Here is a 23,845-nt window from a genome sequence, read left to right as displayed (position 1 = left end):
TTTCGCTCATGAAAAAAATCTTTACGTCTTGGCTCGATGTATTGCTTGTGTTCATTCCGACGGCGATTGCCCTTGCGGTCGTCAAGGCCGATCCGCTCTATGTCTTTGCCGCGTCCGCTTTCGCGATTGTTCCGCTCGCCGGGATGTTGGGCCGCGCGACCGAGCATCTCACATCGCATGTCGGTGCCGGGATCGGCAGTCTGTTAAATGCCTCACTGGGGAACGCCGCGGAGCTGATCATAGCACTCGCCGCACTTCGTGAGGGGCTCCATGATGTGGTCAAAGCATCACTCACTGGTTCCATTCTCGGTAACGTCCTGCTGGTTCTCGGGGCGTCTATGGTTGCCGGCGGATTGAAGTTTGAACGGCAGAAGTTCAACCAAACGGCGGCAGGGATGGGATCCAGCCTGCTCCTGTTGGCGGCGGTCGGTTTGATCATACCCGCGCTGTTTCATTTCACCGCTGCTGACAGGGGAGTAACGATCGAACGGGAGCTGAGCCTGGAGATCGCCATCGTGCTCTTCGTGATGTATGGGCTCAGCCTCATGTTCTCCCTGAAGACCCATCGCCATCTGTATGCAGGGGAATCACACGACGCGGAAGATCTGGGAGAGCAACCCTGGAGCTTTCGCATGTCCGTGTCCGTGCTGGCCGTGGTCACCACTTTGATCGCCGTGATGAGTGAACTGTTAGTCGGGGCGATCGAGCCGACTGCGCACAAACTGGGTCTGACGCAGGTCTTCGTCGGCGTGATCCTGGTGGCGCTGGTCGGTAATGCGGCGGAGCATTCGACGGCGGTGCTCATGGCGATGAAGAATAAAATGGATCTGGCCTATGGGATTGCCGTGGGGTCAAGTCTGCAAATTGCTCTCTTAGTCGCGCCGGTGCTGGTCTTTGCGAGCTATCTCTTCGGTACCCCGCTGGACTTGATCTTTACGCCGTTCGAAGTCGCGGCGGTGACGATCTCGGTGTTTGTCGTGGGTTTCGTCGCGATCGACGGGGAGTCGAACTGGATGGAAGGCGCCATGCTGGTCGGGGTCTATGCGATGCTGGCAATTGCCTTCTATTTTCTTCCGGCTTGATCGGCGCCGGTCACACCTTATCCATATCGATCACTTCAGTGGCATCCCACAAATTCTTCCACTCGGCATCGGCCAGATCCTTCTCTCGATCAGCATGGGTTTCGGTTCCAAACGCGAGCGGTGCTGCCTCTGTGGGTTCGAGGACCGGCTGTGAGGCTACGGTCGGTTCCGCTTGGCCGGACTTGCGCTTCGTTGCTGGATCCATATTGACGGGCATTGGTCACCTCGCGTGTAGACCTATAGTGTCTCTTTCCGTCTGGTTCCTTGTCAATGGCTGGGCGCGGGGGATTAGGTCAGAACAGGTCTGATGCCACGCTGTCGGCAAAGCGGCGGCCCAACGGGGTCAGCCTGGTTCGGCTACCCTCTTCGACGATCAGGCCCTTTGCCCTGAGTTGGGCGAAGAGTTCCCGGTCGGCTTGCCCATCAGCAAGAAGTGAGCTGGGGACCCCGTTCAAGAGACGCAGGCCGAAGATCAGGGCATCGCGTCGTTGGTCCTCGACACTGAGCAGCTGGCGATCTGTCACTGGAAGTTGATTCCTCTCCATCTGGCTTGTGTAGGTATCGAGATGTGCAATGTTGCCGAATCGGCATCCGGCCACGTAGGACTGCGCGCTTGGACCGAGGCCAAGGTAGTCGCCGCCGGTCCAATAGAGCAAATTGTGGCGGCAGGCGTAACCGGGCCTGGCGTAGTTGGAAATTTCGTAGCGAGTAAAGCCGGCTTGTGTCAGCACCGTTTCGGCTGCTGCTTCCATCTCAACTTGAAGCACTTCATCAGGTGCAGGGACCAGTCCCTTGGCGATATCGTGCGCCAGCTTGGTGTCGTCTTCAATGGTGAGGGCATAACAAGAGATATGAGTTGGATTGAGTCGAAGAAGAGATTGTACGGTGGTTGTCCATGACACAAGACTTTGTCCAGGCAGGCCGTACATGAGGTCGAGATTGATATTGGAAAATCCTGCAGTTCGGGCATGTTCGACTGCCTGCTCGGTTTCGGATACCGTGCCAGGGCGGCCAATCGGAATGAAGTCTTGGGGAGCCATGGATTCAGCTCCCAGACTGATCCGATTGAAGCCGGCTTTGGCGAGGGCTCTCAAATCAGCAAGTGTGACCGTTGAGGGATGAGCTTCAACGGTCACTTCGGCATCCGGCGTGACGGAAGAGGTGTTTCGAATATGGTTTAGAAGTGCAGCCAGCCGAAGCGATGGAATCACCGTGGGTGTCCCCCCTCCGAAGTAGATGCTCTGAAATGCGCGTCCAGCAAGGAGATTCTGCTGGCGATAGAGGGTCAGTTCACGTTCGAGCGCTGAAAGGTAGGCGTCGATGCGAGCCGGCGTGGCGATCTCCAAGTAGAAGGCGCAGAAGTGGCAGCGCTGGCGGCAGAGCGGAACGTGGAGATAGAGCCCGATGTCTCTTTCCTGCGGCATGCGCTAGATCTTGAATGGTGGAGGGTTGCCGAAGTCTTTTTCAACGACGACTTCAATTTCGTCCTGGGCGGATTTCCCCCGATTGCGAATGTGCGCTGCCCAGCCAGGTTGACGGCGTAGTGACTCGAAGACCATCTTGAGAATGTCCGGTTTGATCCGCGCTTCCCATTCGCCGGTCCAAGCGCGCTGATCCTCGTCCCCTTCGTAATCATCAGGGAAGCTGGCCTCCACGCTGAACCGGAGGTTGAAAGACTGTTCCTCACGATGCATAGGTGCCTCTCATTGCGATCTGGACAGGGGAATTTTATAATGGCCCCTAACAAGGAGCGTGTAACGTGCCTATCTTCGAATATGTCTGCAGCGAATGTAAACATCGGTTTGAACTGTTGATCCGCCGGTCGGATGAAGCTGCGTGCCCGAAATGTCAGGCAACGAGGCTGGAACAGCAGATCTCTTCGTTCGGGGTCGGCGCGACTGGAGGATGGGCATCTCCCGGTGCCGGATCCGGTGGGTCCTGCGGGAGCTGCGGCGATCCTCGTGGACCTGGCTCCTGTTCATCGAACTAGGCAACCGTCATGGATGTGGAAGAACTGTTTCAGCGTGCGATGAATACCATCGCGCAATCTGATCCGATCATCAAGCTGCTTCAGCAAGTGAGGATGGGCAAGATGAAGCCGGGGGATGCCGGATTGCGCGTGGTAGTTGAGGCGTGGTTCGGGACCTATGAGAAGGCGTTGAAGATGGAGGGGCTGACCCAAGGGGCCCTTCGTCGACTCGACCCGGCCCCACGTGTGGCCGTGTTACTGGACGCCGGAGTCTTACAGGCCGATCACCCTTCCGTGCAAGGACTTGAGAGGGCCTTTTCGCAGGCCTTTTCCCAGGCCCCCGTCGGATAGCGGTAGTGGCCATGCCCACGTTGTTCGTTCTGCTCATCCTCTCCATCCTCTATCCAGCTTCCTCGGCGGGCGCTCAGGAGGATCTGGGGATCAGCCCCATTCAATTCGTGGCGCTTTCTGAATTCGCTGCCGCTCTCCCCGGTGATATTCAGCTACTTGACGATGCGATCGCTATCGAAGGGTTTCTTGAAGCATTGGAGGGCTATCCACCTGACTGGCCCGCGATCTATGGAGAAGGGCACCACGATCCTGGACATGACGACCGCCTCTTTCAGGTGAATCGAGCGCGCGATGACCGTCGTGCTAGGAACCGTGCGCTCGCTCGGCGAGTCGCGTTTCGGTGGTCGGGGGAGTTATCTCATTTTGATCCGGAGCGGAAGGGGTTTTCTGTGGCCCTCGGTCCTGTATTGACCTCTACTCGATGGGGGCAGGTTCGCTTCAAATCTGAGGATTTTCCGGGTGAGCTCAAAGCCGTCCCGCCGGCGGACTCTTTGGATCGATTGCTGCGCGAGATGGCCGCTGGGAAGACTGTAGAACTTGCCGTCATCATCATCGGCCGACTTATTCCGGATGAATCGATTGTGTACGACTTCTCCCACGATCAAGAAGGGCTCGGTCTCATCATGCCTGTCATCAGAGTTGAGGCGGTGCACTACGTACTTTCTCCTTAGTTGCAGGCGATTCTTTCCTCATCCTTCCCTCGTCCCATCGAATGCATCTGCCCGCCAGGCGTAGTCACTAGTACGTAGTAGATCAGGCATAGGTTCAACTGTTCATTGTATGAAGAGCCAGCCAGGGTGCGTCACATTGTGGACGTGATCCGAAGGCGCTTCCCATACATCAGCTGTAGGGAATGCTCCTCAGTGGGGTCTGATTCGGCAGGATAACACCTCGATTCATATAGGAATGCCAGGCGAGCATCGAAGAACGAGATGCAGGGTATTGGTCTTGCTCAACCAACGCACCACAGGATGAGACCTCGGTTTCCTGAAGGAGGTCAGTTATGGCGTCAGTCAAGGATGAGCAAAACAGTATGTTGTCAAGCATTGCCGAATCGATGTGGCGGCGACCCAGTCGAATCTCCATTATCGTGGCCCTCTCACTATGGTCCTTAGGTGGAGGGAGCTTTTCTCTCTACGCGCATGAGGGGGGAGTGCATCCGGTTTCAGATTCTGCTTCTGCACCGCGACACTCGCTTCTCAAACCTGTTCGGCCGGCTGATTCTGGCCTGTCGGGGGGGAAGGAGGGGGCAACGACTTCCCCGGTTTCAGAACCTGTCCAGAAGCCTTCCAGGAAGAAGAAAGCCAAGGCGACCATCAAGACACCGGCTGCTGAGTCTCAGCGATTATCGGCGATAGAACCAAGGGCGCAGGCACAAGCGAAGATGGAAGAGAGTACGAGTGGGATGAAACCAGGGAGTTCCCTTCCATCCGGAGCGCCGGCGATGGCCGGGGCCGGTCTGTCTACGATGATGAGTGGGATTACGGCCATGGCTGCCGCCGCACCGAGTGCCGGCCCTGCGATGGCAGCGGCTGCACCTGCATCCAGCGCATTGGCCAGTTCGGTTGTTGGGGGGGCGTCGAGGCCATCCACTAAGAGCATTCAGCGATTGTCCGCCGGAATTCCAGGACTCACGCGCGTGATCTCCAGCCCGCTTCCTCCTGAGACGATCGCAACGCCGGCCCCTCCGCTCGACCCTCCTACCTCGGGGCTTCCGGCAGCGCCGGCAAACTGGTTCGGCTATCACGTCTTGAATCGTCTAACCTTTGGAGGCACTCCCAATCAACTCAATATGGTGTCTCATATGACAGCGGCCCAGGCTAGAGAATGGGCTACTGGCTATATGAAGGAACAGCTGGGCCTCGATCCGAGACAGCCCTGGCCGACGAATCTCCATTCAACTTCCCCATTACCTGCCGCGATTCCAATCGTGGATACCGATACAGACTTTCGTTTGACGGCTGCGCAGGGTACTTGGAAGAAAGACGATCCTGAGCCGACTGTATTGAAGCCGCAGCTTCAGCAAGTGCAGGACCATGATCTCATCAGGAAGCTCTATAGCCGGCGTCAGTTGCTCGAAAAGATGGTCTATTTCTGGGACAACCATTTCAATACCGACTATCGGTCGCATTTCCTGGGCCAATACGAAGTCTATGAGAATGAAGCCTTCCGGGCTCGAGCCTATGGCAGGTTTGTGGACTTGTTGATTACCAGCGGCAAGAGTCCGGCTATGATGGTGTACCTGAATACTGATGTGAACAAGAAAGAGAATCCGAATGAGAATTATGCGCGCGAGGTCTTGGAACTTCACACTCTTGGAGTGGATGAGCAGGGCCATCCAGCGGGATATACGCAGACGGATATCGATGAGGTCGCCAAAGCGTTTACCGGTTGGACGGTGCCGGAAGGCTCGGCGCCTGGCTTCAGATTTATTTCCAGTCGGCACAGTCCGGGAACTAAAACGGTGCTGGGGCAGTCGGTGGCGTTTGATGGGAGTGGACCGACCGAAGGGGAGCGAGTGTTGCAGATTGCGGCCAGCCATCCATCAACCGCGCGGCATTTGGCGGAGAAGCTTTGCGAATATTTCGTCAGTGAAACACCGTCTTCAGCGCTGATCACCGAAGTGGCGTCGGTCTTTAGCGATTCAGGAGGCGATATACGCAAAGTGCTGATCGCCATCGTCACGTCGGCGGACTTCAATAATGTGGCCAACTATCGAAGTCTCGTGAAGACGCCTTTGGAGTACGTCGTCGGGCTCTATCGCAATCTTGGAGTGTGGTCATCGCATGAGCCTATCCGTCGGCGGTTGACGGCGACCGGGCAGGGGTTGTTCGAAATGCCTCCACCGACTGGATATAAAGAAAAATCCGAGCATTGGTTGAACACGTACGTCTTGTTTCATGAGACGGCCATGGCTTACGAAGCCACCATCCCCGGGTATGGCTCGACCATCCGATTCGGATCGGATACGAGCGGGGGACAGACACGTCTGTGGCTGAAGAATCTTGGTTTGAGGACCGAGGCGGAGGTCTTAGGTTTTCTCCTGAATCTTACGACGGATCGGGTGGCCACGGCGACGGAGTATCAGATCTATCTGACCACACTGCGAAGCGGTGGCGGAACGTTTAATTTGGACAATTCCAGCACAGAGGCGGCGCTGGATCGAACGCTGGCGAGCATCCTTACGAATCCGCGCTATCTCTATCAATAGTTGGACGATCATCGAGAGGTACAATCATGGATCACGGTCATTGCTGCTCATCGGCGTTCCAACAGGTATCACGTCGGACTGTGTTGAAAAGGGCCATGGGTTTGGCCGCTACCGCGTTGGCCGCCAACATGTTTCCGTTGGAAATGCTCTTTCAGAGCCGGGCGCATGCGGCGAGCAATGCGGGCAAGACGCTGGTGGTCGTCTTTCAACGCGGCGGTAACGACGGTCTGAATACCATCGTGCCCTATTCGGATCCCCAGTACTATGTGATGCGTCCCCGATCAACCAATGGCGGCATCGGTATCTTGCCGCCGGGATCCGGCGATGGGTCCGGACTTGACCTAGCGGGGACTGGCTTTGCGATGCATCCCTCCATTCTTCCTTTACACGGACTCTACACCAGCAATCGTTTGGCGATTCTGCCGGCGGCGGGATTTGCTGGAAGTACGCAGTCGCATTTTACGGACCAGGACACCATCGAGCATGGTTTCCCGGATCAGCGAGACGGATGGTTGAATCGTTATCTGGCTGCCGTGCCGGCCGCAGGGGCGTCCACCATTCGAGCCGCTGCGATCGGCGACGATGTCGCCAAGTCTCTGCGTGGAACCGTGCTGGTTCCTTCGCTGACCGATGTGTCCTCGTTCAGCTTCGCCCGACTTGGGTCATCCAAGGCCGCGTTGGAGGCGAATCTACGCGCAATGTACGCCCAAGATCCGGCGTCGAGCACGACGAACCCAGCTCGATCCGCGGTGCACGCACTGGGGCCTGAACTCATGAATCGAGTCGCTGCGATCGAGGGAATTGGCGCCGCTGCTCCGCAAAACGGTGCCACGTATCCCAATACGACGTTCGGACGGGAAATGCGGGATCTGGCTCATATTATTCGTTCGGGCCTCGGGCTTGAGGTGGCCACCGTGGATATTGGCGGGTGGGATACGCATGACGATCAGGGGGCAGGTGGCGCGGCAGCCAATCGTCAAGCCGGGCGACTCGCGGACTTTTCCGGAGGCATCCGTGCCTTTGTCGATGATCTGGGGCCGTTAATGAATAATGTGGTGGTGCTGACCTGTACTGAATTCGGTCGGACCGTGAGACAAAATGCGAGCGGGGGGACGGACCATGGCAAGGCTTCGGCATGGTTTCTGGTTGGGGGATCGGTGAAGGGTGGGGTGTACAAAGGCGCTGCAGGCTGGCCCAGTTCATTAACGGAGGCCAATCTCGATGAAGGGCGGTACATCAGACCGACGGTGGAATTCAGGGACGTGTTTGCTGATGTGCTGGTCAAGCATTTTGGCGCCAGCACCTCGGAGCTCGGCGCTGTCCTGCCCGGCCATGTCCATACGCCCGTCGGGCTGTTCGTCTAGTGGCCGTGGCCGGGAGATGCTTGCCATGGGCGGTTGTCGTTGTCCCTGAGGGATTAGCACTACCAGCCAGCAGTTGTATTGGTTGGCGTTGGTACGTGTCGTCTCCTATTAGTCCCCCCTTTCGAACTAACCATTCTGCACTCTAACCAAAGCTAGCTTTCCAGGGTACAGTTCTCTCTATCAGCACGATTTTATCTGGCTCGTGTCTGCTATGGGAGGCTGGAGAATGAGTATTCTTGAGTTGCTTGGCATTTTGGGGGTGGCGACGATTGCGGCCTATGCCCTTGCACGGGTCGCTGATCTGGATTGGCATCGCGCTCTGATGTGGACTGGTGGTAGTCGATCCCGTAGAGCCTCGACAAAAAGATGGAAAACAGACTATGTGAGTGAAACGACGCCAGCCTATTTCCACTATGTGCGGAGACGCTATCGGTACGAGATTCGTTGTCCTGTTCGGTATTGCATCAATGGGCAGATCAGAGAGGGCGTTGTGGTGGATATGACAAGAGAGGGATGGCGTCTCAAAGGACAGGAAGCATTGGTCCCAGGAACGATGCTGAGCCTTGACATCACGTTGCCCGGTGCGGCCTCGTCACTACCGATTGCCCGTGCGGTTGTGCGTTGGGTAGAGGGGGGGGAGTGCGGGGTGAAACTTGAACGGATGGAGCCGGAGCCTGCAGCCCAATTGAGTCAGTTTTTCAGCACACTCTCGCAGGGCGTGAACGTGAGGTCACAAGCGGCTTAGCCTCGATGGAGAAGCCGTCGTCAGAAACTATCTTTGGCGCATCGAAACCCTGTGCCGCTCGGGCGGCTGTCCATGATTCCCCAGTCGCGATCGCTGGTCCGTAAGCTGATCGCCGGTTTCAACCAGGATCCGCCTCGCATGGACTTAATGGCACCCCGCTCGGGTCCGCTTGGGTCACTGAGTGGAGCCGACCGGTAGTAGTTCGGATCATACCAATCGTGCACCCATTCGGCGGCGTTGCCGGCGAGGTCGTGGATACCGTACGGGCTGGCTCCGTCAGGGAAGCTTCCCACGGGCAGGGTCAAAACTTCTCCCTTGATACCGTTCTCTTTAACCAGCCGTGCGCCATCGCCTTTGATCCAGAACGCCTCCCAATCGGCGCCGCTTTGAAACTCAATGGTTTGTCCGGCCCAATAGCTGGCGCTATTCGCTTTCGTCCAACTCCAGTCGTTGCCCCAGGGATAGCGGCGTCCGTCGGTTCCTCGCGCGGCCTTTTCCCATTCGGCTTCGGTGGGCAAGCGCTTGCCAGACCATTGGCAATAGGCCACGGCATCGTCCCAGCTCACATTCACTACGGGGTGTTTGGCGATGGCGTGTAGATAGGTAGCGCCGTCCCAGATCGTCGACGCCGGATTATTGTTTGCCGGCGGGCGGTGACCGGTCGATTGGACAAAAGCGGCATAGTCCTCATTGGTCACTTCGAACCGGTCAAGGAGGAATGCGTGGAGGAAGACCAGCCGCTCGGGATGTTCGTCGGTGAGGCCGTCGCTACCCTCCGCGGTGCCCATACGATATTCCCCGGAGGGGATCAGTGCCATCTCAGGGGGAGCGTCGGCGCCCAAAGCGGGCAGTATCGAACATAGGATAAGGAGAGTATGGAGAAGGCCTCTCATTCCTACCGGCGTTAGGGCTTTTTGAGGCCGCAGGCTTTGGAGACTGCATCACGATAGGTGAGCCATAGTCGCAGACTGCGCTTCACTGTGCTGAGAATGGCCTGTTGCGTTGTCGCAGATGGAGCGTTTTGAGTAACCATGTCGTAGGCATCGTGCCGATGACCGGATTCAACGAGCTGATGAGCCCGAATGAGATCCATGCAATCCGGAGAGTTGCCATGATAGCGGACAAGGGGATGGTTTTTTATGGTCGTCTCGATCTCCTCCGCCGTCTTCGGCTTGGAGGGCTCCCGCAGTTCTTTCCGGTCTTTGACGCTGCCTTCCACAAAAATGGTAAGGGCGGCGGCGCCCAGGACCCAGGTGGGCTGTTTAGAGACCCGGTCTAACCAGGCGCGATAGGCTCGGCTGGCGGGCAAGGGGCGGATCTGTTCGAAATCTTTTGCGGAGAATCCTAGCCCGTCCATCATCGTGAGGAAGAGTTCTGGATGAGATTTACCGAGTGAGAGCCCCCCGGTGTCTTCTTCATAGATATTTTCCGCCAGCATGCGCCGAACGGATGGTGGTGGGTTGTGGCCATGAATTCGGGAGAGGAAGACGGGGAAATCGCGGACGTACACAAAGTATTCCTGCTGAAAGTGAACCTTGAGCTGGTCTTTGGTCAATCGTCCGGTGGCGAAGTGATCCCATGCCCAATGGTGTTTGCCGTCCATGACTTTGAGCAATGCGTCGAGAAAGCGGGCTTGTGTCAGTCGTGATGCCATCGTATCTTGCCTTCTTGAAGGCCGTCTCGTTAGAATCCTCAGATTCTGAGAGGACAGCGATGAATCCAATTACTATTCAAAACCCCGACGAGATCCTGACCCTACTGGCCGATATCGCCTTGCAGGGGCCCGGCTTTTCCACGGATTGCCTGCTGGACTATGTGCTCGAAGAAGGGTTTACAGAACCCATCTTCCTCAACGCCACGGGTGAAGACGCCACAGCATTTTATAAAGGCCAGCCAAATGCTTGGGCAATCTATCAGATTCGTGAGTGGAAACGAGTCCTGACGGTTTCCGGCGGTGGCCGAGAGCGTCGCGTGCAAATCAGAGAAACGCCCTAACTGATGTCTGAGTGTAAAGCGGCTCTGCAAAAAGTGCAAATGCCCGCAAGGTTTTCTCCTCGATCCTTAGGGTAAGGAGCGGTAATTTCCTCATGCGAATGCGGTATTTGACTACGGCTCAGGATATCGGGGAGCTTGGGATCATCAAAAGCCTGTGCGAGGCCAACGGCATTGCATGCTTATTTCAGGATGAACACGTGAGCAGTCTGTATCCTGGTGTCTTCGAGTTGTGTTGCCAGGTGATGGTGGACGAATCCGAATGGGAGCGGGCAACCGCGCTGATCAGCCGCTTGCGTCTGTCGATTCGAGAAGTTGCACCATCGCCGTAGCGGATCGCATGTGACCACTCGCTCTCACGCCTCGGTCATCGCGGAATTTTTGGATGGGGAGAGTCGGCCGGGAGGTCGACGGGTTTACGTTCCCCGGATCCTTCATACCACCCGCCGATCAGCAGGCCTTCTTCGAAGTAGAGATACCGGTGCTTCACCTCGGCCGCACTGATCCAATCTTCGAAAATCCATTCCTCGCGACGTAGTCCGTCCTTCGTGAAGGACGTATTAATCGTCTGCGGCCCTCCCCAGGCTTTGAGGACCTGGTCTTTCGACATGCCGGCCATCACTCGGCGCTGCTCAATATGTTTCTGAAAATCAGGATCTCTCAGCTGAACGGCAAGAGGGACCACGACCATCATCAGGAACGAGAGAGCCAGCCCTGCATAGATGATTTTACGGACGAGGGGGCGTCGAATAAACGATGGCTCGTCCTGGTGGACGGGGACCTGTTCGGAGGCAGAAGGCGTCTGTTCCATAGTCGTAATTGCTTCCTGAATGAGCTGGCGCATGCTAACTAAGGGGGGTAGGGCGAGTCAAGCTAAGAGGGCATGAACTCAGGATAATTTAGCAGGGTAGCCCTGGCCAAGGACACGACGGTCGTGGTGCGACCCCTTGAGCATGGATGAGGTCAACGATGAAACGATTTGCGTATCGGACCGGATCAATTCGGCCGAGGTTGGGATGGATCATGCTGGCCGGATTATTGCTGCTTGGCATGGATCCGTATCCCTTCCAGGCCCATGCGACGACGATTTATTCCTATATCGACGAGCAAGGCAATCCCCGGTTTAGCGATTCGATGGAAAACATTCCGGAGAAGTACCGGGCCAAAGTGAAGACCCATGAGCAGGCGGCGCCCCAGGAGCGTCCCCCGTCAGCATTTGATTCCGTGAAGGCCATCGCATTGCCGCCGATTGCGGCAATGAAGCAGAAAGTGACGGAACTCCTTCAGGGGTTCGGTATCGCATTTCCCTCTGCTTCCACGAAAACAGTCTCGGTACCATCAACGGCCCCATCATCAGACATGAACTCATCGCAATCGCAGATTGTGAACTATGCCGGTGCGGCAGCGGTTGTGCTTTTGCTGCTGATGTATTTTAGCAAGAGCCAATTGATGCGTCTGCTGGCTCTCTGCCTACTGGTGACGCTTGGCGTGGCGACACCGGTTCTGCTCTATGTAAGTGACAATGGTCCAATGACGAGTATGAAGGGACGCGTGACGGCAGTGGGACAAGCTCAACAAGATCGTCTCAAACAGGTCGGGCCGTAGGCGGACACGCCCTGCCAGTCTCTCTTAATGAGGCGTTCTATTCAGCGTAGTGGGGCACCGGAATCTTCTTGGGTTGGGGAGCGGGCGAAGGAGTCATCCGTTCTGAAAATTCAGGCGAGTAGGGGTTCACGATGGCCTCGTGGGTATGACGCTGGCGCTGTTTGACCAATTGGAGGCTTTGCGTGCTGATTTCCATGCGGTCGATCGTTGCCTTCGTGGTCAAGCGATCAGGCAGGCCTTGCAGCGAAAAGAGCTGATAGGTCAGTGTCCAGTCCAGTTGCTCCTTTCCTTTCTCTTTAATCAAAAAGCGCGCGGCGTCTGACGGGGGCCCCTTAAAAAGCAGGACCCAGATGTTCGATCGAAAGGCCGGTGCCTGGGAATCGTTGGAAGGGCTGAACTCGGGAACGAGCGAGGGGACTTGCGCAATGGGAACCGGCGGTGTGAATTCAATATCTACAAGCCGGACATACAGGGGGCGAGTCTCGCTCGAATCGTTGGGGTCGACGGCGTAGGCGAAGGAGTACCGGACGTCGATGCCGCTTCTGGTGAACGTGTAGACGTCTTCGCCATTTTCGGGCGACACCAGTTTGCTGAAGTACTTTTGCCAGTCGGTGATAGGGTAATAGCTGAAGACCCGAAGGGCCGACTTCCTATCCCGTACCGCCTGCGGCATCCCCAGCCGTTCGTGAAGTTCACGTTGGGTCAGGCCCAGGAAACCGTCTTCAAAGTAGGGTGCGGCCGTGAGGGTGTACGGGATGCACAGCAGAGCGCCGAGTAGGAGCAACCACGTGAGGCGGTACCTAGATGGTCGAGTCGGCAATGGTATCCTCCGTCTAGTGCGGGTATCGTATCGACAGGGTTGAAGGTCTGTCAAGAAAGCGGCCTGGCTTGCTGGTCCGATACCCTTTCAGTATCATGGTATTCTTGTAATATTTGTCACGGGAGACATGCACCAGTGGGCAATTCTTCACAGACGTCGATCGAGCAGCTCATCAAGAGCCGAATCCTGATCCTCGATGGAGCGATGGGGACCATGATTCAACAGCGGAGGCTGGATGAAGCGGCCTTTCGCGGCGAGCGGTTCAAAGACTGGAAGCAGGACCTCAAGGGCCACAATGATTTATTGAATATCACGCAGCCGGCCATTATTGAAGATATTCACCGGCAGTATCTCGAAGCCGGAGCCGATATTGTTGAAACGAACACGTTCAATTCTCAAGCGATCTCCCTGGCGGACTATCACATGGGGACGTTGGGCTACGAACTGTCTAAGGCCGGGGCCAAATGCGCCAAGCAGGCGGTCCTCAAGGTGCAGGCGGCTCAGCCCGGTCGGCAATGCTTCGTGGCCGGGGCTATCGGGCCAACGACCAAAACATCATCGATCTCGACGGACGTCAACAACTCGGCGGCTCGGGGAACGACCTACGAAGAGCTTGTCGCGGCCTACAGTGACCAGGTGCGTGGCCTGCTCGACGGCGGGGCTGATCTGCTGCTCGTCGAAACGATCTTCGACACACTCAACGCCAAGGCGGCATTCTTTGCCATCCAACAGGTCTTCGACCAGGGTGGCCGCCGGGTGCCTGTCATGGCTTCCGTGACATTCATCCAAGCCGGCAGCAATCGGGGTGTGACAGGTCAAACGGTTGAAGCCTTCTGGAACTCAATTTCCCATGTGCCGTTACTGAGCGTCGGAATGAACTGCGCTTTGGGGCCGAAGGAAATGCGGCCGTTGATCGAAGAGCTGTCGCAGATCGCCCCGATCTATATCAGCTCGCATCCCAATGCCGGATTGCCCAATCCGCTCCTGCCCACGGGATTTCCCGAGACACCGGACACGCTGGCGCCCCAGTTGCGGGACTGGGCGCAGAACGGCTGGCTCAATATCGTGGGCGGCTGTTGCGGGACGACACCGGACCATATCAAGAAGATTGCTGAAGTCGTGCGAGGCCTGAAGCCACGGCCGATTCCCACGATCGCCCCCTATACGCGTTTGAGCGGGCTGGAAGCCGTCACGCTCCGCCCGGATTCGAACTTCGTGAATATCGGTGAGCGGACCAACGTGACCGGCTCGCCGGCCTTTTCAAAGCTGATCCTGGCCGGCGACTACGAAGCGGCCCTTTCTGTGGCGCGACAACAGGTCGAAGGTGGCGCGCAGATCATCGACATCAATATGGATGAAGGCATGTTGGATTCCAAGGCGGCGATGGAGAAGTTTCTCCGTCTCATCGCCTCGGAACCGGATATTTGCAAAGTGCCGATCATGGTCGACAGCTCCAAGTGGGAGGTGCTGGAGACGGGTCTGAAGAATATTCAGGGGAAGGCCATTGTCAACAGCATCAGCCTCAAAGAGGGCGAGGAAAAGTTTGTCCAGCAGGCGACGCTGGTCCATCGGTATGGGGCTGCCGTCGTCGTCATGGCATTCGACGAACAGGGGCAAGCCGATACATTGGAGCGAAAGAAAGAAATCTGCGCGCGCTCCTATAAGATTTTAACGGAACGGGTAGGCTTGCCTGCGACCGATATTATTTTCGATCCCAACATTTTAACCGTTGCGACCGGTATCGAAGAGCACAACAACTATGCGGTGAATTTTATCGAGGCCACCCGGTGGATTAAGCAGCATCTGCCTGGTGCGAAAGTGAGCGGCGGCATCAGTAATATCTCGTTCTCATTTCGCGGGAACAACGTGGTCCGTGAAGCGATGCATGCGGCCTTTCTCTATCATGCCATCAAGGCCGGCCTCGATATGGGGATTGTCAATGCCGGTCAATTGGCCGTGTATGAAGAGATTCCCAAAGACCTGCTAGGACTTGTAGAAGATGTGCTGCTGAACCGGCGTCCGGATGCCACCGAACGGCTCGTGAATTTTGCCGAGACGGTGAAGCAAAAGGGAAAGGCGGTCGTCAAAGATGACGAGTGGCGCAAAGGGACGGTTGAGGAGCGCCTTTCGCACGCCCTCGTCAAAGGCATTACGGACTACATCGATCAGGATACGGAAGAGGCACGGCAGAAGTATCCGAAGCCCTTGTCGGTGATCGAGGGGCCGTTGATGGCCGGGATGAACGTCGTCGGGGATCTGTTTGGTTCCGGAAAAATGTTCCTGCCGCAAGTCGTGAAGAGCGCCCGGGTCATGAAAAAATCCGTCGCCTACCTCATGCCTTATATGGAAGAAGAAAAGAAGCGAGCGGGAGGCTATCAGGCGCAAGGGAAGGTCTTGCTCGCCACGGTGAAGGGCGATGTGCACGACATCGGGAAGAACATCGTCGGAGTGGTGTTGGGTTGCAATAATTATGAGGTGATCGATCTTGGCGTGATGGTGTCCTGTGAGAAAATTCTGGCAACGGCCAAGGAGCTTCAGGTCGATGTGATCGGGTTGAGTGGGCTCATTACGCCTTCACTGGACGAAATGGTGCATGTCGCCAAGGAAATGACCCGCGAAGGGTTTACCGTGCCGCTTCTCATTGGCGGCGCAACAACCAGCAAGGCTCACACGGCGGTGAAGATCGCCCCGTCCTATACGCCATCGGTGGTCCATGTGTTGGATGCCTCACGGGCGGTCGGTGTCGTGGGCAGTCTGATTAGTCCGTCGCAGAAGGCCGCGTTTGTGCAACAAGTCCGAGATGATTACGATCGGATGCGGCAGGCGCATCAAGATCGCGGGACCAAGCCGGTCTTGCCGATCGCGAAAGCACGCGCCAATAGCCTCAGTACCGACTGGACGACCGTGGAGATTCCTGTGCCGTCCTTCCTGGGCGTGCGGACAATCAATGACCAACCGTTGAGGGAATTGCTGCCTTTTATCGATTGGTCGCCGTTCTTTCATACGTGGGAGTTAAAGGGCCGGTATCCGGGGATCTTCGAGGACGCCACGGTCGGTCCGAAGGCAAAAGAACTCTATGATGATGCACGTCGACTGCTGGATGAGATTATAGAGAAGAAGCTGCTGACCGCGAAGGGCGTGTACGGATTTTTCCCCGCAGCAAGTGCGGGCGATGACATTGAACTCTATCACGATGGTGCGCAGAGCCAGGGAGTCACAACTATCCATACGCTCAGACAGCAGTCGGAAAAGCCTCAGGGGCAACCGAATCTCGCACTGGCCGACTATGTGGCACCCCGGGAATCAGGCCGGAAGGATCATCTCGGGGCATTTGCGGTGACGGCGGGCATCGGCCTGGATGCATTGTGTCGTCGTTTCGATAAGGATCATGACGACTATAACTCGATTATGGCAAAAGCTCTGGCGGATCGACTGGCCGAGGCGTTTGCGGAGTATCTCCATAAACGTGTCCGCGAAGAGTGGGGGTATGGAACACAGGAGACGCTATCTACCGAAGAGCTGATTCGCGAAAAATATCGCGGCATCCGACCGGCGCCAGGCTATCCAGCCTGCCCCGACCATACGGAGAAGCGGCTCTTGTTTGATCTGCTTCAGGTCGAACAGAACGCCGCCATCACGCTGACCGAGAGCTTTGCCATGTTGCCGGCTGCGGCCGTCAGCGGGTTCTACTTCGCTCATCCGGAGGCGAAATATTTTGCGGTGGGGAAGATCGGAAAGGATCAAGTCGAAGACTATGCCAGCCGAAAAGGGATGGACTTGCGCACAGTCGAGCGCTGGCTCTCGCCGAATCTCAACTACGAATCCTCCTAGCGGTTTCCGGTTCCTAAGTCCTGAAAATCCTGTTGGATCGCGCGCAAGGCGTGAGGAGTGTGGTTGGGGCAGAGGCTAGACGGCTGTCTCAAGCACATCCTTGGATGCATTCAGACGGGCTGTTTGGAGCGCTTGGAAGATCGAACGGTAGCGGGCCTCAGCCCACGAGTTGAACGATTCTGCGTCGGCAAACACGAGGTCCCACGCTTTTGCGGGATCCAGGAGCAACAGGTGCTGAGTGTGGTCGGCCCTTGAGAGATGGACCACGAGAACGGCCGAGTTCCCGGTTAGGCTAATGTCGGTGAATACGTGGAGCTTCTCTGATGCCGGAAGATGGCTGTCTCGCATGGCCGCTTCGGCAATCGGTGCGTAGAGTCGACGCAGAAACTGGGCGGTCATCTCATGCGCATGGGAGGGACTCAAGAGTCGAGGGTTGGGCTTTTCTCCGAAGAGGTTTTCGGTGAGATACGTGGCGGCTTCCCACGTCGGCATGACACCGGATGTCACCAACGCTTCACAAAGGTAGGCAATCCAATTTCTGTTCGCAGTCCGCTTCTGGACCGCAGTGGTCTTCTTGGCCATGATCGGCGACCCTTTCATCTCATCACGGATGTCGGTATCGGACAGCTTTCGGAACGTAGTGGTGCGTGGTTCCGGTGGAATGAAAAAAGTATATCGGTGAGGTGAAAAGGGGTCAACGAATTGCGAAGAATGCGCTAAGCGGCTGTGGGATCTTGCCGTGAATGGTCAGCGTATTGCTCGTGAATGCGGCGGAGATCCTCGGGGGATGACAGGAAGAGATCGAGTAATTGCGGGTCGAAGTGTCTGCCGCGTTCTTTGATCATCAAGTCGCGGGCGTGTTCGAAGTCAAAGGCCGGTTTGTAGACTCGGGCCGTGGTCATGGCATCGAAGTTATCAGCGATAGAGGCAATGCGTCCCTCGATGGGGATCTCCTCGCCTTTCAACTTGCGGGGGTATCCGGTTCCGTCATACCGTTCGTGATGTGTCCATGCAATGATTGCGGCGACTTTCAGGAGCTCCGAGTCAGATCCAGAGAGAATCTTATAACCGATCTCTGCGTGCTGGGAGATGACGTCAAACTCCGCCGCGGTGAATTTCCCCGGCTTAAGAAGCACGTGATCCGGAGTTCCTATCTTGCCGATATCATGCATCGGGCTGGCGGTCCGAATCAGGTCAACCCGCTCAGGCGCCAGACCTACCTTGCGTGCCAGCAATTCGCAATAGTGGCTCATCCGCTGGATATGCTGGGCGGTCGAGCTATCACGGAACTCAGCGGCGATCGCCAATCGTTCGATGGTTTCTTCCCGGGAGAGGCGGAGTTCTTTCTCGCTGCGTTCCAGCCACTCAAGGGCCTGTTGCAAAGCCATCGTTCTGGTTCTGACGATGTCTTCAAGATTGTCTCGATGTAAGCGGTTTTCCATTTCCAAGCGGCGACGGCGCAAGGCATTGGCGACATCGATAAGCACTTCGTTTGATTCGAATGGCTTGACGATATACCCGAACGCTCCCATGTCGAGAGCGGCGTTTGCCAGCACGGAGCTATCGAGTCCGGTGACCATGATGGCGGCAATGTGGGGACGGTCCACAAGCAGGTTACGGACGAGATCCATGCCGGATTCTCCGGGCATGTTCACGTCGCACAGCATCAAGGCGAAGGGCTGTTCCTCAATCTTCTGGCGGGCTTCACGCGCATCGGCGGCAAGTGTGACGGTATAGCCATGGGTTTGGAGCATGTAGCCCAGTAGGCGGCGAATCGGTTCCTCATCGTCGACGACCAGAATATTCCGGTTTTCAAGGAGAGCTTGTTGTGTATCCCGATCAGGCGAAGTAGGCATGGAGTTATTGCGGCATTGAGGTTGAGCGAAGGCTGTTGTGTAGAATCATTATCGGCTTGTTTTGTGGACTCTTGAGAGTCACGTGAACTGCCCGATATTCTGCACCTTTTGTGCCAATCAATGGCGTCGACGCGCCGGATGTTTCGACCCTCTGCAGACTGTGATCCATGGGACTGAGCGTCGCATGAAATGTCTTTACCAGCAAGCCGTTCGTGTCTTTCAGACGAAATCTTCTGTTCGTTGTGTGACGAGGATCCAGGCGGTCGACTCAACAGCGATATGTACAGAATGTGTCTGCGGCGTAGGCGTATTTCGTACATAGAGAGGGACTGGCGGAGTAGAAATTGCTCGGAAGCAGTCGGTGGGTGTTGGTTTGCGCTTTGGATAGGGCTCCACTATAATCCCGCTCTTACTTTTGAAGACGAGAAGGGGAGTATGCGATGAGTGCGGCAGCCGGATTAGTACGATTTGATGGCAGACGGAAGGACCAGCATCGGCCGGTCAAAGTGACGAGGAATTTTACCAAACACGCCGAAGGATCGGTCCTCATTGAAATGGGGGATACCAAGGTCATTTGCACGGCGTCGATCGAAGAGAAAGTGCCCCCGTTTCTCAAAGGAAAAGGCAGCGGATGGGTGACGGCCGAATATTCCATGCTTCCCCGTGCGACCCATGAGCGGACTTCCCGGGAAGCCGTCAAAGGAAAGCAGGGCGGAAGAACGCTGGAAATCCAACGGCTGGTTGGCCGCGCGTTGCGGTCCGTGACCGACATGACGCAAATGGGTGAGCGGAGCATCTGGATCGACTGCGACGTGATTCAAGCCGACGGGGGAACCAGGACCGCGTCGATTACCGGGGCGTTTATTGCCTTGGCAGACGCGTTCATGGTGCTGAAGAAGAAAGATATGATCAGGCGCCTTCCGCTGACTGACTATTTGGCGGCGATTAGTGTCGGTAAAGTCGGCGGGGAAGTCATGGTGGATTTGGCCTATACCGAAGACTCCATGGCCGAAGTGGATATGAATCTTGTGATGACCGGCCGAGGTCGGTATGTCGAGGTTCAAGGAACTGCGGAAAAGACTCCCTTTGCCAAGCAGGATATGGACGAGTTTTTGAATCTTGGATGGCAGGCCATTCAGCGGCTCACGGCCATTCAAAAAGAACTTATCGGTTCCTTAGACTAGCAGGTCGCTGTGATTTCAGAAGTCGTCCTCGCGACGAGAAACAGGCACAAAGTCGAAGAATTGGCGGCCTTGCTTGGCGATTTGGGCATTCGGATCCGCACGCTGGCTGATTTTCCGCACGCACCTGAAGTTGAAGAAGACGGTGCGACCTGTGAGGCCAATGCCATCAAGAAGGCTTGCGAGATTGCGAGGGCAACGGGGTTGACGGCCGTGGCCGATGATACCGGGCTGGAAGTGGACGCACTGGATGGCAGGCCTGGCGTCTATGCAGCCCGCTATGCGGGGGAGCACGCCACCTACGAAGATAATTGTCGCAAGTTGGTTCAGGAGCTCGAGGGCGTTCCGCACGAGCGACGGACCGCTCGATTCATTACGGTAGCGGCCATCGCCGTACCGGGCGAACCCGTTCAGGTGACGCAGGGGGTTTTAACCGGGTATATTACGGACAAGGCCAGCGGGTCAAAAGGATTCGGATACGATCCGGTCTTCTATGTGCCGGACTTGAAGGCGACGCTAGCAGAGATTTCTGCTGAGCAGAAAAATCGTATCAGTCATCGCGCAAAGGCGTTTCTGCAAGCCAAGGAACTCCTTCGCGCACGGCAGTCTGAGAGCATCGTCGGGGCGTAGCGCAGCCCGGTAGCGCGCCTGCTTTGGGAGCAGGATGTCGGAGGTTCAAATCCTCTCGCCCCGACCAAACCGCACTTCGTGCGTGCCGCATGTTCATTTCTATTTTTCTATTGTGCGCGGTACGTGAGCCACTCAGATTTTCTGCGCGCCCGTAGCTCAGTTGGATAGAGCAACGGCCTTCTAAGCCGTAGGTCGCTGGTTCGATTCCAGCCGGGCGCACCACGTTGGTCAGCCATTCATGCGTAGAATCTTCCGTCCTCTTCCGCTCGCTGTCATCGGTGGCGTCGCACTGCTGCTCTATACACTGCTCGGCTTTTTCCTGTTGCCGTACCTCATCACGACCTACGCTGTGCCGAAGGTCGCCGAGACGATTCGCCACCCGGTGGTCGTGAGAGAGGTGGCGGTGAATCCCTTTGAATTGTCTTTGCGGATCGCCGGATTGGAAATTCGTGAGCCCGATCAGACGCCCATGGTCGGGTTTGAGGAGTTCTTCGTGAATTTCCAGGCGGTCTCGTTGTTCCGTCTGGCCTATGTATTCGATGCCATCCGTCTGACGATGCCCTATGTGGCGGTGAAGGTGGCGCCGAACGGCCACCTGAATTTGCTCGACCTGGTTCCTCCGGATGCGCCGGCGGACCAACCGCCTTCTGCCAAGACGCCGGAGCAGCCGGGAGGGATTCCTGCGGTACAGATCGGGGTGTTTGAGATTGCCCAGGGCATCGTGGAATTCCGAGATGAATCCAAACCCAGGCCGGTGGCGATCGATATTGTGCCGATCGGCATCGTGCTGAGGAATTTTCATACGAAGCCGGGTGGAGACAATACCTATTCGTTTGCCGCGGAATTGGGCAAAGGAGAAGTGCTGGACTGGAAAGGCACCATCACCTTGGAGCCGATTCGCTCTGAGGGCACGTTGGCCTTGAGCGGAGTCAAGATCCCCACCGTCTTTCAGTCTGTGGAGGGCCAATTCAATTTCGACATTCCCACCGGCACGATCGATGCGAAGGTGCCGTACCGGTTTGATATGGGGACGGCTCCGATGGACTTTACCGTCTCGGAAGGGTTTCTGCGCCTTGCGGATGTCAACCTGGTTGAAAAAGGCGATGTGGATCCGGTGATCTCCGTCCCAGCGTTTGGAATCGACGGCATTCAGGTGGATCTGCGGCAGCGCAAGGTGTCAATTGCATCGATCAGCGTGGCGAACGCTTCGGACCGGGTTTGGCTGAATCCCGATAAGAGTCTGAATCTGCAAGCGCTCTTCGCGCCAGTGGAGACCGCGCCGGCGGCCGAGAAGCCTGCTCCGGCAGCCTTGCCTAAAGAGCGGGCTAAGGAAACTCCTCCCTGGTCGGTGGCCGTCAAAGAAGTGCAAATCAAGAATCATACGATTCGGTTTGAGGATCGCTCTCTTCCTTCCACCATGCAGGCCAAGGTCGTCGTGAAATCTGCACGGTCGCATGATCTGGCCTGGCCGATCACAGGACCGATTCCGCTCACCGTCGACCAGACCATCAATGACACCGGCACCTTCACGCTCGACGGCCAGATAGTGGCGTCGCCCTTTCAGGCGGACTTTACGCTGGCATTGAAGAACCTGGGATTGGCGCCGTTCGAACCCTATCTGGAGCAGGCGACCCGCGTCGGAATCGACGACGGGGCGTTGGATATCGATGGCTCCCTTCATCTGGCGGTCGAACATCCGAAGGCTCCGCTGATGACCTTTCGGGGAAATCTTGGTGTGAAAGCGTTGGCGCTGGTGAACCGGGAGGAGGGGCTCCCGTTTGCCTCCTGGAAGCATCTTCTGCTGAAGCAGATCGCGCTGACCGTCGATCCGACGACGGTGGCGTTGGACGAAGTCGGTCTCGACCAGCTCCGTGTTCAACTGGTGGTGCAGTCGGATGGCACGATGAATCTGGCGCACCTGGTCAAAGCCAAAAAGGAGACTGAGGCGAATCCGGCGCCAGCGCCTGAACCGTCTCCGGGCAAGTCAAAGCCGGCGCCAGAGATCACGATTAAAACGGTGAAGCTGATGAAGGGGGCCGTCACGTTTCAAGATGACTCCATCGTACCGTCGGTGCGGACGGGGCTCGAAGAATTGGCCGGGACGGTGAAAGGGTTGTCCTCGAAGCAGGTGGCGAAGGCGGACGTCGACTTGTCGGGCAAGCTCGGCCGGGTGGCCCCACTACGGATTGTGGGCAAGATCAATCCGCTCAGCGAGGACGCGTACACTGACATCTCAGTGAAGTTCGACAATATCGATCTGACCACGGCTGGTCCCTATAGCGGGAAGTATGTGGGCTATTCCATCAGGAAGGGCAAGCTCTTCCTGGATTTGGCGTACAAGCTGTCGCAGCATGAGCTGGAGGCGGAGAACAAGGTGCTCATCGATCAATTGGGCTTTGGTGAGAAGACCGAGAGTCCCGATGCCACCTCACTGCCGGTTCCCCTGGTCGTCGCGCTGCTCAAGGATCGAAAAGGCCAGATTGCGATCGATCTGTCGGTGCGCGGAGATCTGAAGGATCCGGACTTCAAGTACGGGAAGCTCCTGTTGAATACGGTGCTGAATCTGCTGGGCAAGGCCGTGGCTTCGCCGTTTGCCCTGATTGGGTCGCTTGTCGGAGGCAGCGGTGAAGAGTTGCACGCGATCGAATTTGCGCCCGGCCGCAATGAGCTTGCGGAAGCCGAAACGAAAAAGCTGACGACGCTGGTGACGGTGCTCACGGAACGTCCGGCTCTGTCCTTGGATGTGGCAGGCATGGCCGATAAGCAGGTCGATGGGCGGGCGCTGGCCGAAGAGCAGTTCCTTGAGCGGTTGCGGCAGCTCAAGCTCGAGGAGGCCGGCAAGCCGGCAGGCAATGAGCCGGTTCCTGCGCCTGCGTTCTCACCGGAGGAAGAATCACGGCTGACGATTGCCTGGTATGCCCATCAATTCCCTCCGGCGGCAGGTCAGCCGGACGCCCCGCCGCCTTCTGTTGCTGTGATGAAAACGCGCTTACTCCAGACGATCGCGATTGAAGAGGGGGCGCTCCGCCTTCTAGCCCAACGCCGAGCGGAACGGATCAGGGAGTGGCTCACGCAGCAGGGGCAGGTCGAAGAGGCGCGAGTCTTCATCCTGGAGGCAGGGTTCAAGGACGGGAGCGGAGCCACCGTGCCAACGCCCCTCGCGATGGCCGCGCACTAGGCTCGGCGGAGCCGCGCCTTGTTAGCACTG

Annotated in this window: 22 protein-coding genes and 2 tRNA genes; 15 read left to right on the top strand and 9 right to left on the bottom strand. The window is 56.9% G+C overall.

Going from position 1 to position 23,845, the window contains the following annotated elements; translation table 11 throughout:
* Positions 1-8: 8 nt before the first annotated feature.
* Complete coding sequence (gene cax, locus Q8N04_03490; GenBank protein ID MDP3089713.1) at positions 9-1,082, top strand: calcium/proton exchanger; 1,074 nt, start codon at positions 9-11, stop codon at positions 1,080-1,082.
* 10 nt (positions 1,083-1,092) lie between these two features.
* Here cax and Q8N04_03485 read toward each other — a convergent pair whose 3' ends face one another.
* From Q8N04_03485 to Q8N04_03475, 3 genes are all read right to left on the bottom strand, one after another.
* Positions 1,093-1,287, bottom strand: coding sequence for a hypothetical protein (locus tag Q8N04_03485; GenBank protein MDP3089712.1), 195 nt, complete (start codon positions 1,285-1,287; stop codon positions 1,093-1,095).
* An 88-nt stretch (positions 1,288-1,375) separates the two neighbouring features.
* Complete coding sequence (hemW, locus tag Q8N04_03480; GenBank protein ID MDP3089711.1) at positions 1,376-2,506, bottom strand: radical SAM family heme chaperone HemW; 1,131 nt, start codon at positions 2,504-2,506, stop codon at positions 1,376-1,378.
* A 3-nt stretch (positions 2,507-2,509) separates the two neighbouring features.
* Positions 2,510-2,776, bottom strand: coding sequence for a hypothetical protein (locus Q8N04_03475; protein MDP3089710.1), 267 nt, complete (start codon positions 2,774-2,776; stop codon positions 2,510-2,512).
* A 305-nt stretch (positions 2,777-3,081) separates the two neighbouring features.
* Between Q8N04_03475 and Q8N04_03470 the strand changes: the two genes are divergently transcribed.
* From Q8N04_03470 to Q8N04_03450, 5 genes are all read left to right on the top strand, one after another.
* Entirely contained in the window at positions 3,082-3,402 is a 321-nt protein-coding gene (locus tag Q8N04_03470; GenBank protein MDP3089709.1) for a hypothetical protein, read from the top strand.
* Between the two features lie 11 nt (positions 3,403-3,413).
* On the top strand, positions 3,414-4,073 hold the full coding sequence (locus Q8N04_03465) for a hypothetical protein (protein ID MDP3089708.1): 660 nt from the start codon (positions 3,414-3,416) through the stop codon (positions 4,071-4,073).
* Between the two features lie 734 nt (positions 4,074-4,807).
* The gene (locus tag Q8N04_03460; protein MDP3089707.1) at positions 4,808-6,613 is read left to right on the top strand and encodes a DUF1800 domain-containing protein; all 1,806 of its coding nucleotides are present in this window, start codon (positions 4,808-4,810) and stop codon (positions 6,611-6,613) included.
* Between the two features lie 95 nt (positions 6,614-6,708).
* Positions 6,709-7,977, top strand: a complete 1,269-nt coding sequence (locus Q8N04_03455) for a DUF1501 domain-containing protein (GenBank protein ID MDP3089706.1) — start codon at positions 6,709-6,711, stop codon at positions 7,975-7,977.
* 226 nt (positions 7,978-8,203) lie between these two features.
* On the top strand, positions 8,204-8,722 hold the full coding sequence (locus Q8N04_03450) for a PilZ domain-containing protein (protein MDP3089705.1): 519 nt from the start codon (positions 8,204-8,206) through the stop codon (positions 8,720-8,722).
* Positions 8,723-8,742: 20 nt separating this feature from the next.
* Here the strand turns inward: Q8N04_03450 and Q8N04_03445 are convergent, their stop codons facing one another.
* Both Q8N04_03445 and Q8N04_03440 read right to left on the bottom strand, forming a co-directional pair.
* On the bottom strand, positions 8,743-9,540 hold the full coding sequence (locus Q8N04_03445; protein ID MDP3089704.1) for an SUMF1/EgtB/PvdO family nonheme iron enzyme: 798 nt from the start codon (positions 9,538-9,540) through the stop codon (positions 8,743-8,745).
* An 86-nt stretch (positions 9,541-9,626) separates the two neighbouring features.
* Positions 9,627-10,376: an iron-containing redox enzyme family protein gene (locus Q8N04_03440; protein MDP3089703.1), complete on the bottom strand. Its 750-nt coding sequence runs from the start codon at positions 10,374-10,376 to the stop codon at positions 9,627-9,629.
* Positions 10,377-10,435: 59 nt separating this feature from the next.
* Here Q8N04_03440 and Q8N04_03435 point away from each other — a divergent pair, with 59 nt between their 5' ends.
* Together Q8N04_03435 and Q8N04_03430 are read left to right on the top strand one after the other, a co-directional pair.
* A complete protein-coding gene (locus Q8N04_03435; protein MDP3089702.1) occupies positions 10,436-10,717 on the top strand; it encodes a hypothetical protein in 282 nt (93 codons plus the stop codon).
* A 92-nt stretch (positions 10,718-10,809) separates the two neighbouring features.
* Positions 10,810-11,046, top strand: coding sequence for a DUF2007 domain-containing protein (locus Q8N04_03430; GenBank protein ID MDP3089701.1), 237 nt, complete (start codon positions 10,810-10,812; stop codon positions 11,044-11,046).
* Positions 11,047-11,081: 35 nt separating this feature from the next.
* Here the strand turns inward: Q8N04_03430 and Q8N04_03425 are convergent, their stop codons facing one another.
* The gene (locus tag Q8N04_03425; GenBank protein MDP3089700.1) at positions 11,082-11,525 is read right to left on the bottom strand and encodes a hypothetical protein; all 444 of its coding nucleotides are present in this window, start codon (positions 11,523-11,525) and stop codon (positions 11,082-11,084) included.
* A gap of 158 nt (positions 11,526-11,683) precedes the next feature.
* Between Q8N04_03425 and Q8N04_03420 the strand changes: the two genes are divergently transcribed.
* The gene (locus Q8N04_03420; protein MDP3089699.1) at positions 11,684-12,319 is read left to right on the top strand and encodes a DUF4124 domain-containing protein; all 636 of its coding nucleotides are present in this window, start codon (positions 11,684-11,686) and stop codon (positions 12,317-12,319) included.
* A 37-nt stretch (positions 12,320-12,356) separates the two neighbouring features.
* On the opposite strand, the gene Q8N04_03415 is transcribed toward Q8N04_03420, so the two are convergent.
* Positions 12,357-13,139: a hypothetical protein gene (locus tag Q8N04_03415; protein MDP3089698.1), complete on the bottom strand. Its 783-nt coding sequence runs from the start codon at positions 13,137-13,139 to the stop codon at positions 12,357-12,359.
* 135 nt (positions 13,140-13,274) lie between these two features.
* Between Q8N04_03415 and metH the strand changes: the two genes are divergently transcribed.
* Positions 13,275-16,970 (top strand): methionine synthase, encoded by a 3,696-nt coding sequence (gene metH, locus Q8N04_03410; protein MDP3089697.1) that lies wholly within the window; start codon positions 13,275-13,277, stop codon positions 16,968-16,970.
* Positions 16,971-17,045: 75 nt separating this feature from the next.
* Here metH and Q8N04_03405 read toward each other — a convergent pair whose 3' ends face one another.
* Entirely contained in the window at positions 17,046-17,552 is a 507-nt protein-coding gene (locus Q8N04_03405; protein ID MDP3089696.1) for a hypothetical protein, read from the bottom strand.
* Between the two features lie 134 nt (positions 17,553-17,686).
* Complete coding sequence (locus Q8N04_03400) at positions 17,687-18,826, bottom strand: response regulator (GenBank protein MDP3089695.1); 1,140 nt, start codon at positions 18,824-18,826, stop codon at positions 17,687-17,689.
* A 440-nt stretch (positions 18,827-19,266) separates the two neighbouring features.
* Between Q8N04_03400 and rph the strand changes: the two genes are divergently transcribed.
* From rph to Q8N04_03375, 5 genes are all read left to right on the top strand, one after another.
* Complete coding sequence (gene rph / locus Q8N04_03395) at positions 19,267-20,010, top strand: ribonuclease PH (protein ID MDP3089694.1); 744 nt, start codon at positions 19,267-19,269, stop codon at positions 20,008-20,010.
* A gap of 9 nt (positions 20,011-20,019) precedes the next feature.
* Positions 20,020-20,637, top strand: coding sequence for an XTP/dITP diphosphatase (locus Q8N04_03390; GenBank protein MDP3089693.1), 618 nt, complete (start codon positions 20,020-20,022; stop codon positions 20,635-20,637).
* A tRNA-Pro gene (locus tag Q8N04_03385) sits at positions 20,628-20,704 on the top strand. Before Q8N04_03390 ends, Q8N04_03385 begins: the two co-directional genes overlap by 10 nt.
* Before the next feature lie 78 nt (positions 20,705-20,782).
* Positions 20,783-20,859, top strand: a tRNA-Arg gene (locus Q8N04_03380).
* 16 nt (positions 20,860-20,875) lie between these two features.
* Positions 20,876-23,815, top strand: a complete 2,940-nt coding sequence (locus Q8N04_03375) for a DUF748 domain-containing protein (protein ID MDP3089692.1) — start codon at positions 20,876-20,878, stop codon at positions 23,813-23,815.
* The last annotated feature ends 30 nt before the right edge of the window (positions 23,816-23,845 follow it).

The organism is Nitrospira sp., from assembly GCA_030692565.1.
Classification (GTDB): domain Bacteria; phylum Nitrospirota; class Nitrospiria; order Nitrospirales; family Nitrospiraceae; genus Nitrospira_D.
Note: the sequence above shows the minus strand (reverse complement) of the source record. Positions and strands in the feature narration are given on the sequence as shown.

Excerpts from the sequence above, each read along its gene's own strand:
- cax (MDP3089713.1), top strand. The coding sequence starts at position 9 with ATGAAAAAAATCTTTACGTCTTGGCTCGATGTATTGCTTGTGTTCATT.
- Q8N04_03485 (MDP3089712.1), bottom strand. The coding sequence starts at position 1,287 with ATGGATCCAGCAACGAAGCGCAAGTCCGGCCAAGCGGAACCGACCGTA.
- hemW (MDP3089711.1), bottom strand. The coding sequence starts at position 2,506 with ATGCCGCAGGAAAGAGACATCGGGCTCTATCTCCACGTTCCGCTCTGC.
- Q8N04_03475 (MDP3089710.1), bottom strand. The coding sequence starts at position 2,776 with ATGCATCGTGAGGAACAGTCTTTCAACCTCCGGTTCAGCGTGGAGGCC.
- Q8N04_03470 (MDP3089709.1), top strand. The coding sequence starts at position 3,082 with ATGGATGTGGAAGAACTGTTTCAGCGTGCGATGAATACCATCGCGCAA.
- Q8N04_03465 (MDP3089708.1), top strand. The coding sequence starts at position 3,414 with ATGCCCACGTTGTTCGTTCTGCTCATCCTCTCCATCCTCTATCCAGCT.
- Q8N04_03460 (MDP3089707.1), top strand. The coding sequence starts at position 4,808 with ATGAAACCAGGGAGTTCCCTTCCATCCGGAGCGCCGGCGATGGCCGGG.
- Q8N04_03455 (MDP3089706.1), top strand. The coding sequence starts at position 6,709 with ATGGGTTTGGCCGCTACCGCGTTGGCCGCCAACATGTTTCCGTTGGAA.
- Q8N04_03450 (MDP3089705.1), top strand. The coding sequence starts at position 8,204 with ATGAGTATTCTTGAGTTGCTTGGCATTTTGGGGGTGGCGACGATTGCG.
- Q8N04_03445 (MDP3089704.1), bottom strand. The coding sequence starts at position 9,540 with ATGGCACTGATCCCCTCCGGGGAATATCGTATGGGCACCGCGGAGGGT.
- Q8N04_03440 (MDP3089703.1), bottom strand. The coding sequence starts at position 10,376 with ATGGCATCACGACTGACACAAGCCCGCTTTCTCGACGCATTGCTCAAA.
- Q8N04_03435 (MDP3089702.1), top strand. The coding sequence starts at position 10,436 with ATGAATCCAATTACTATTCAAAACCCCGACGAGATCCTGACCCTACTG.
- Q8N04_03430 (MDP3089701.1), top strand. The coding sequence starts at position 10,810 with ATGCGAATGCGGTATTTGACTACGGCTCAGGATATCGGGGAGCTTGGG.
- Q8N04_03425 (MDP3089700.1), bottom strand. The coding sequence starts at position 11,525 with ATGGAACAGACGCCTTCTGCCTCCGAACAGGTCCCCGTCCACCAGGAC.
- Q8N04_03420 (MDP3089699.1), top strand. The coding sequence starts at position 11,684 with ATGAAACGATTTGCGTATCGGACCGGATCAATTCGGCCGAGGTTGGGA.
- Q8N04_03405 (MDP3089696.1), bottom strand. The coding sequence starts at position 17,552 with ATGGCCAAGAAGACCACTGCGGTCCAGAAGCGGACTGCGAACAGAAAT.
- Q8N04_03400 (MDP3089695.1), bottom strand. The coding sequence starts at position 18,826 with ATGCCTACTTCGCCTGATCGGGATACACAACAAGCTCTCCTTGAAAAC.
- rph (MDP3089694.1), top strand. The coding sequence starts at position 19,267 with ATGAGTGCGGCAGCCGGATTAGTACGATTTGATGGCAGACGGAAGGAC.
- Q8N04_03375 (MDP3089692.1), top strand. The coding sequence starts at position 20,876 with ATGCGTAGAATCTTCCGTCCTCTTCCGCTCGCTGTCATCGGTGGCGTC.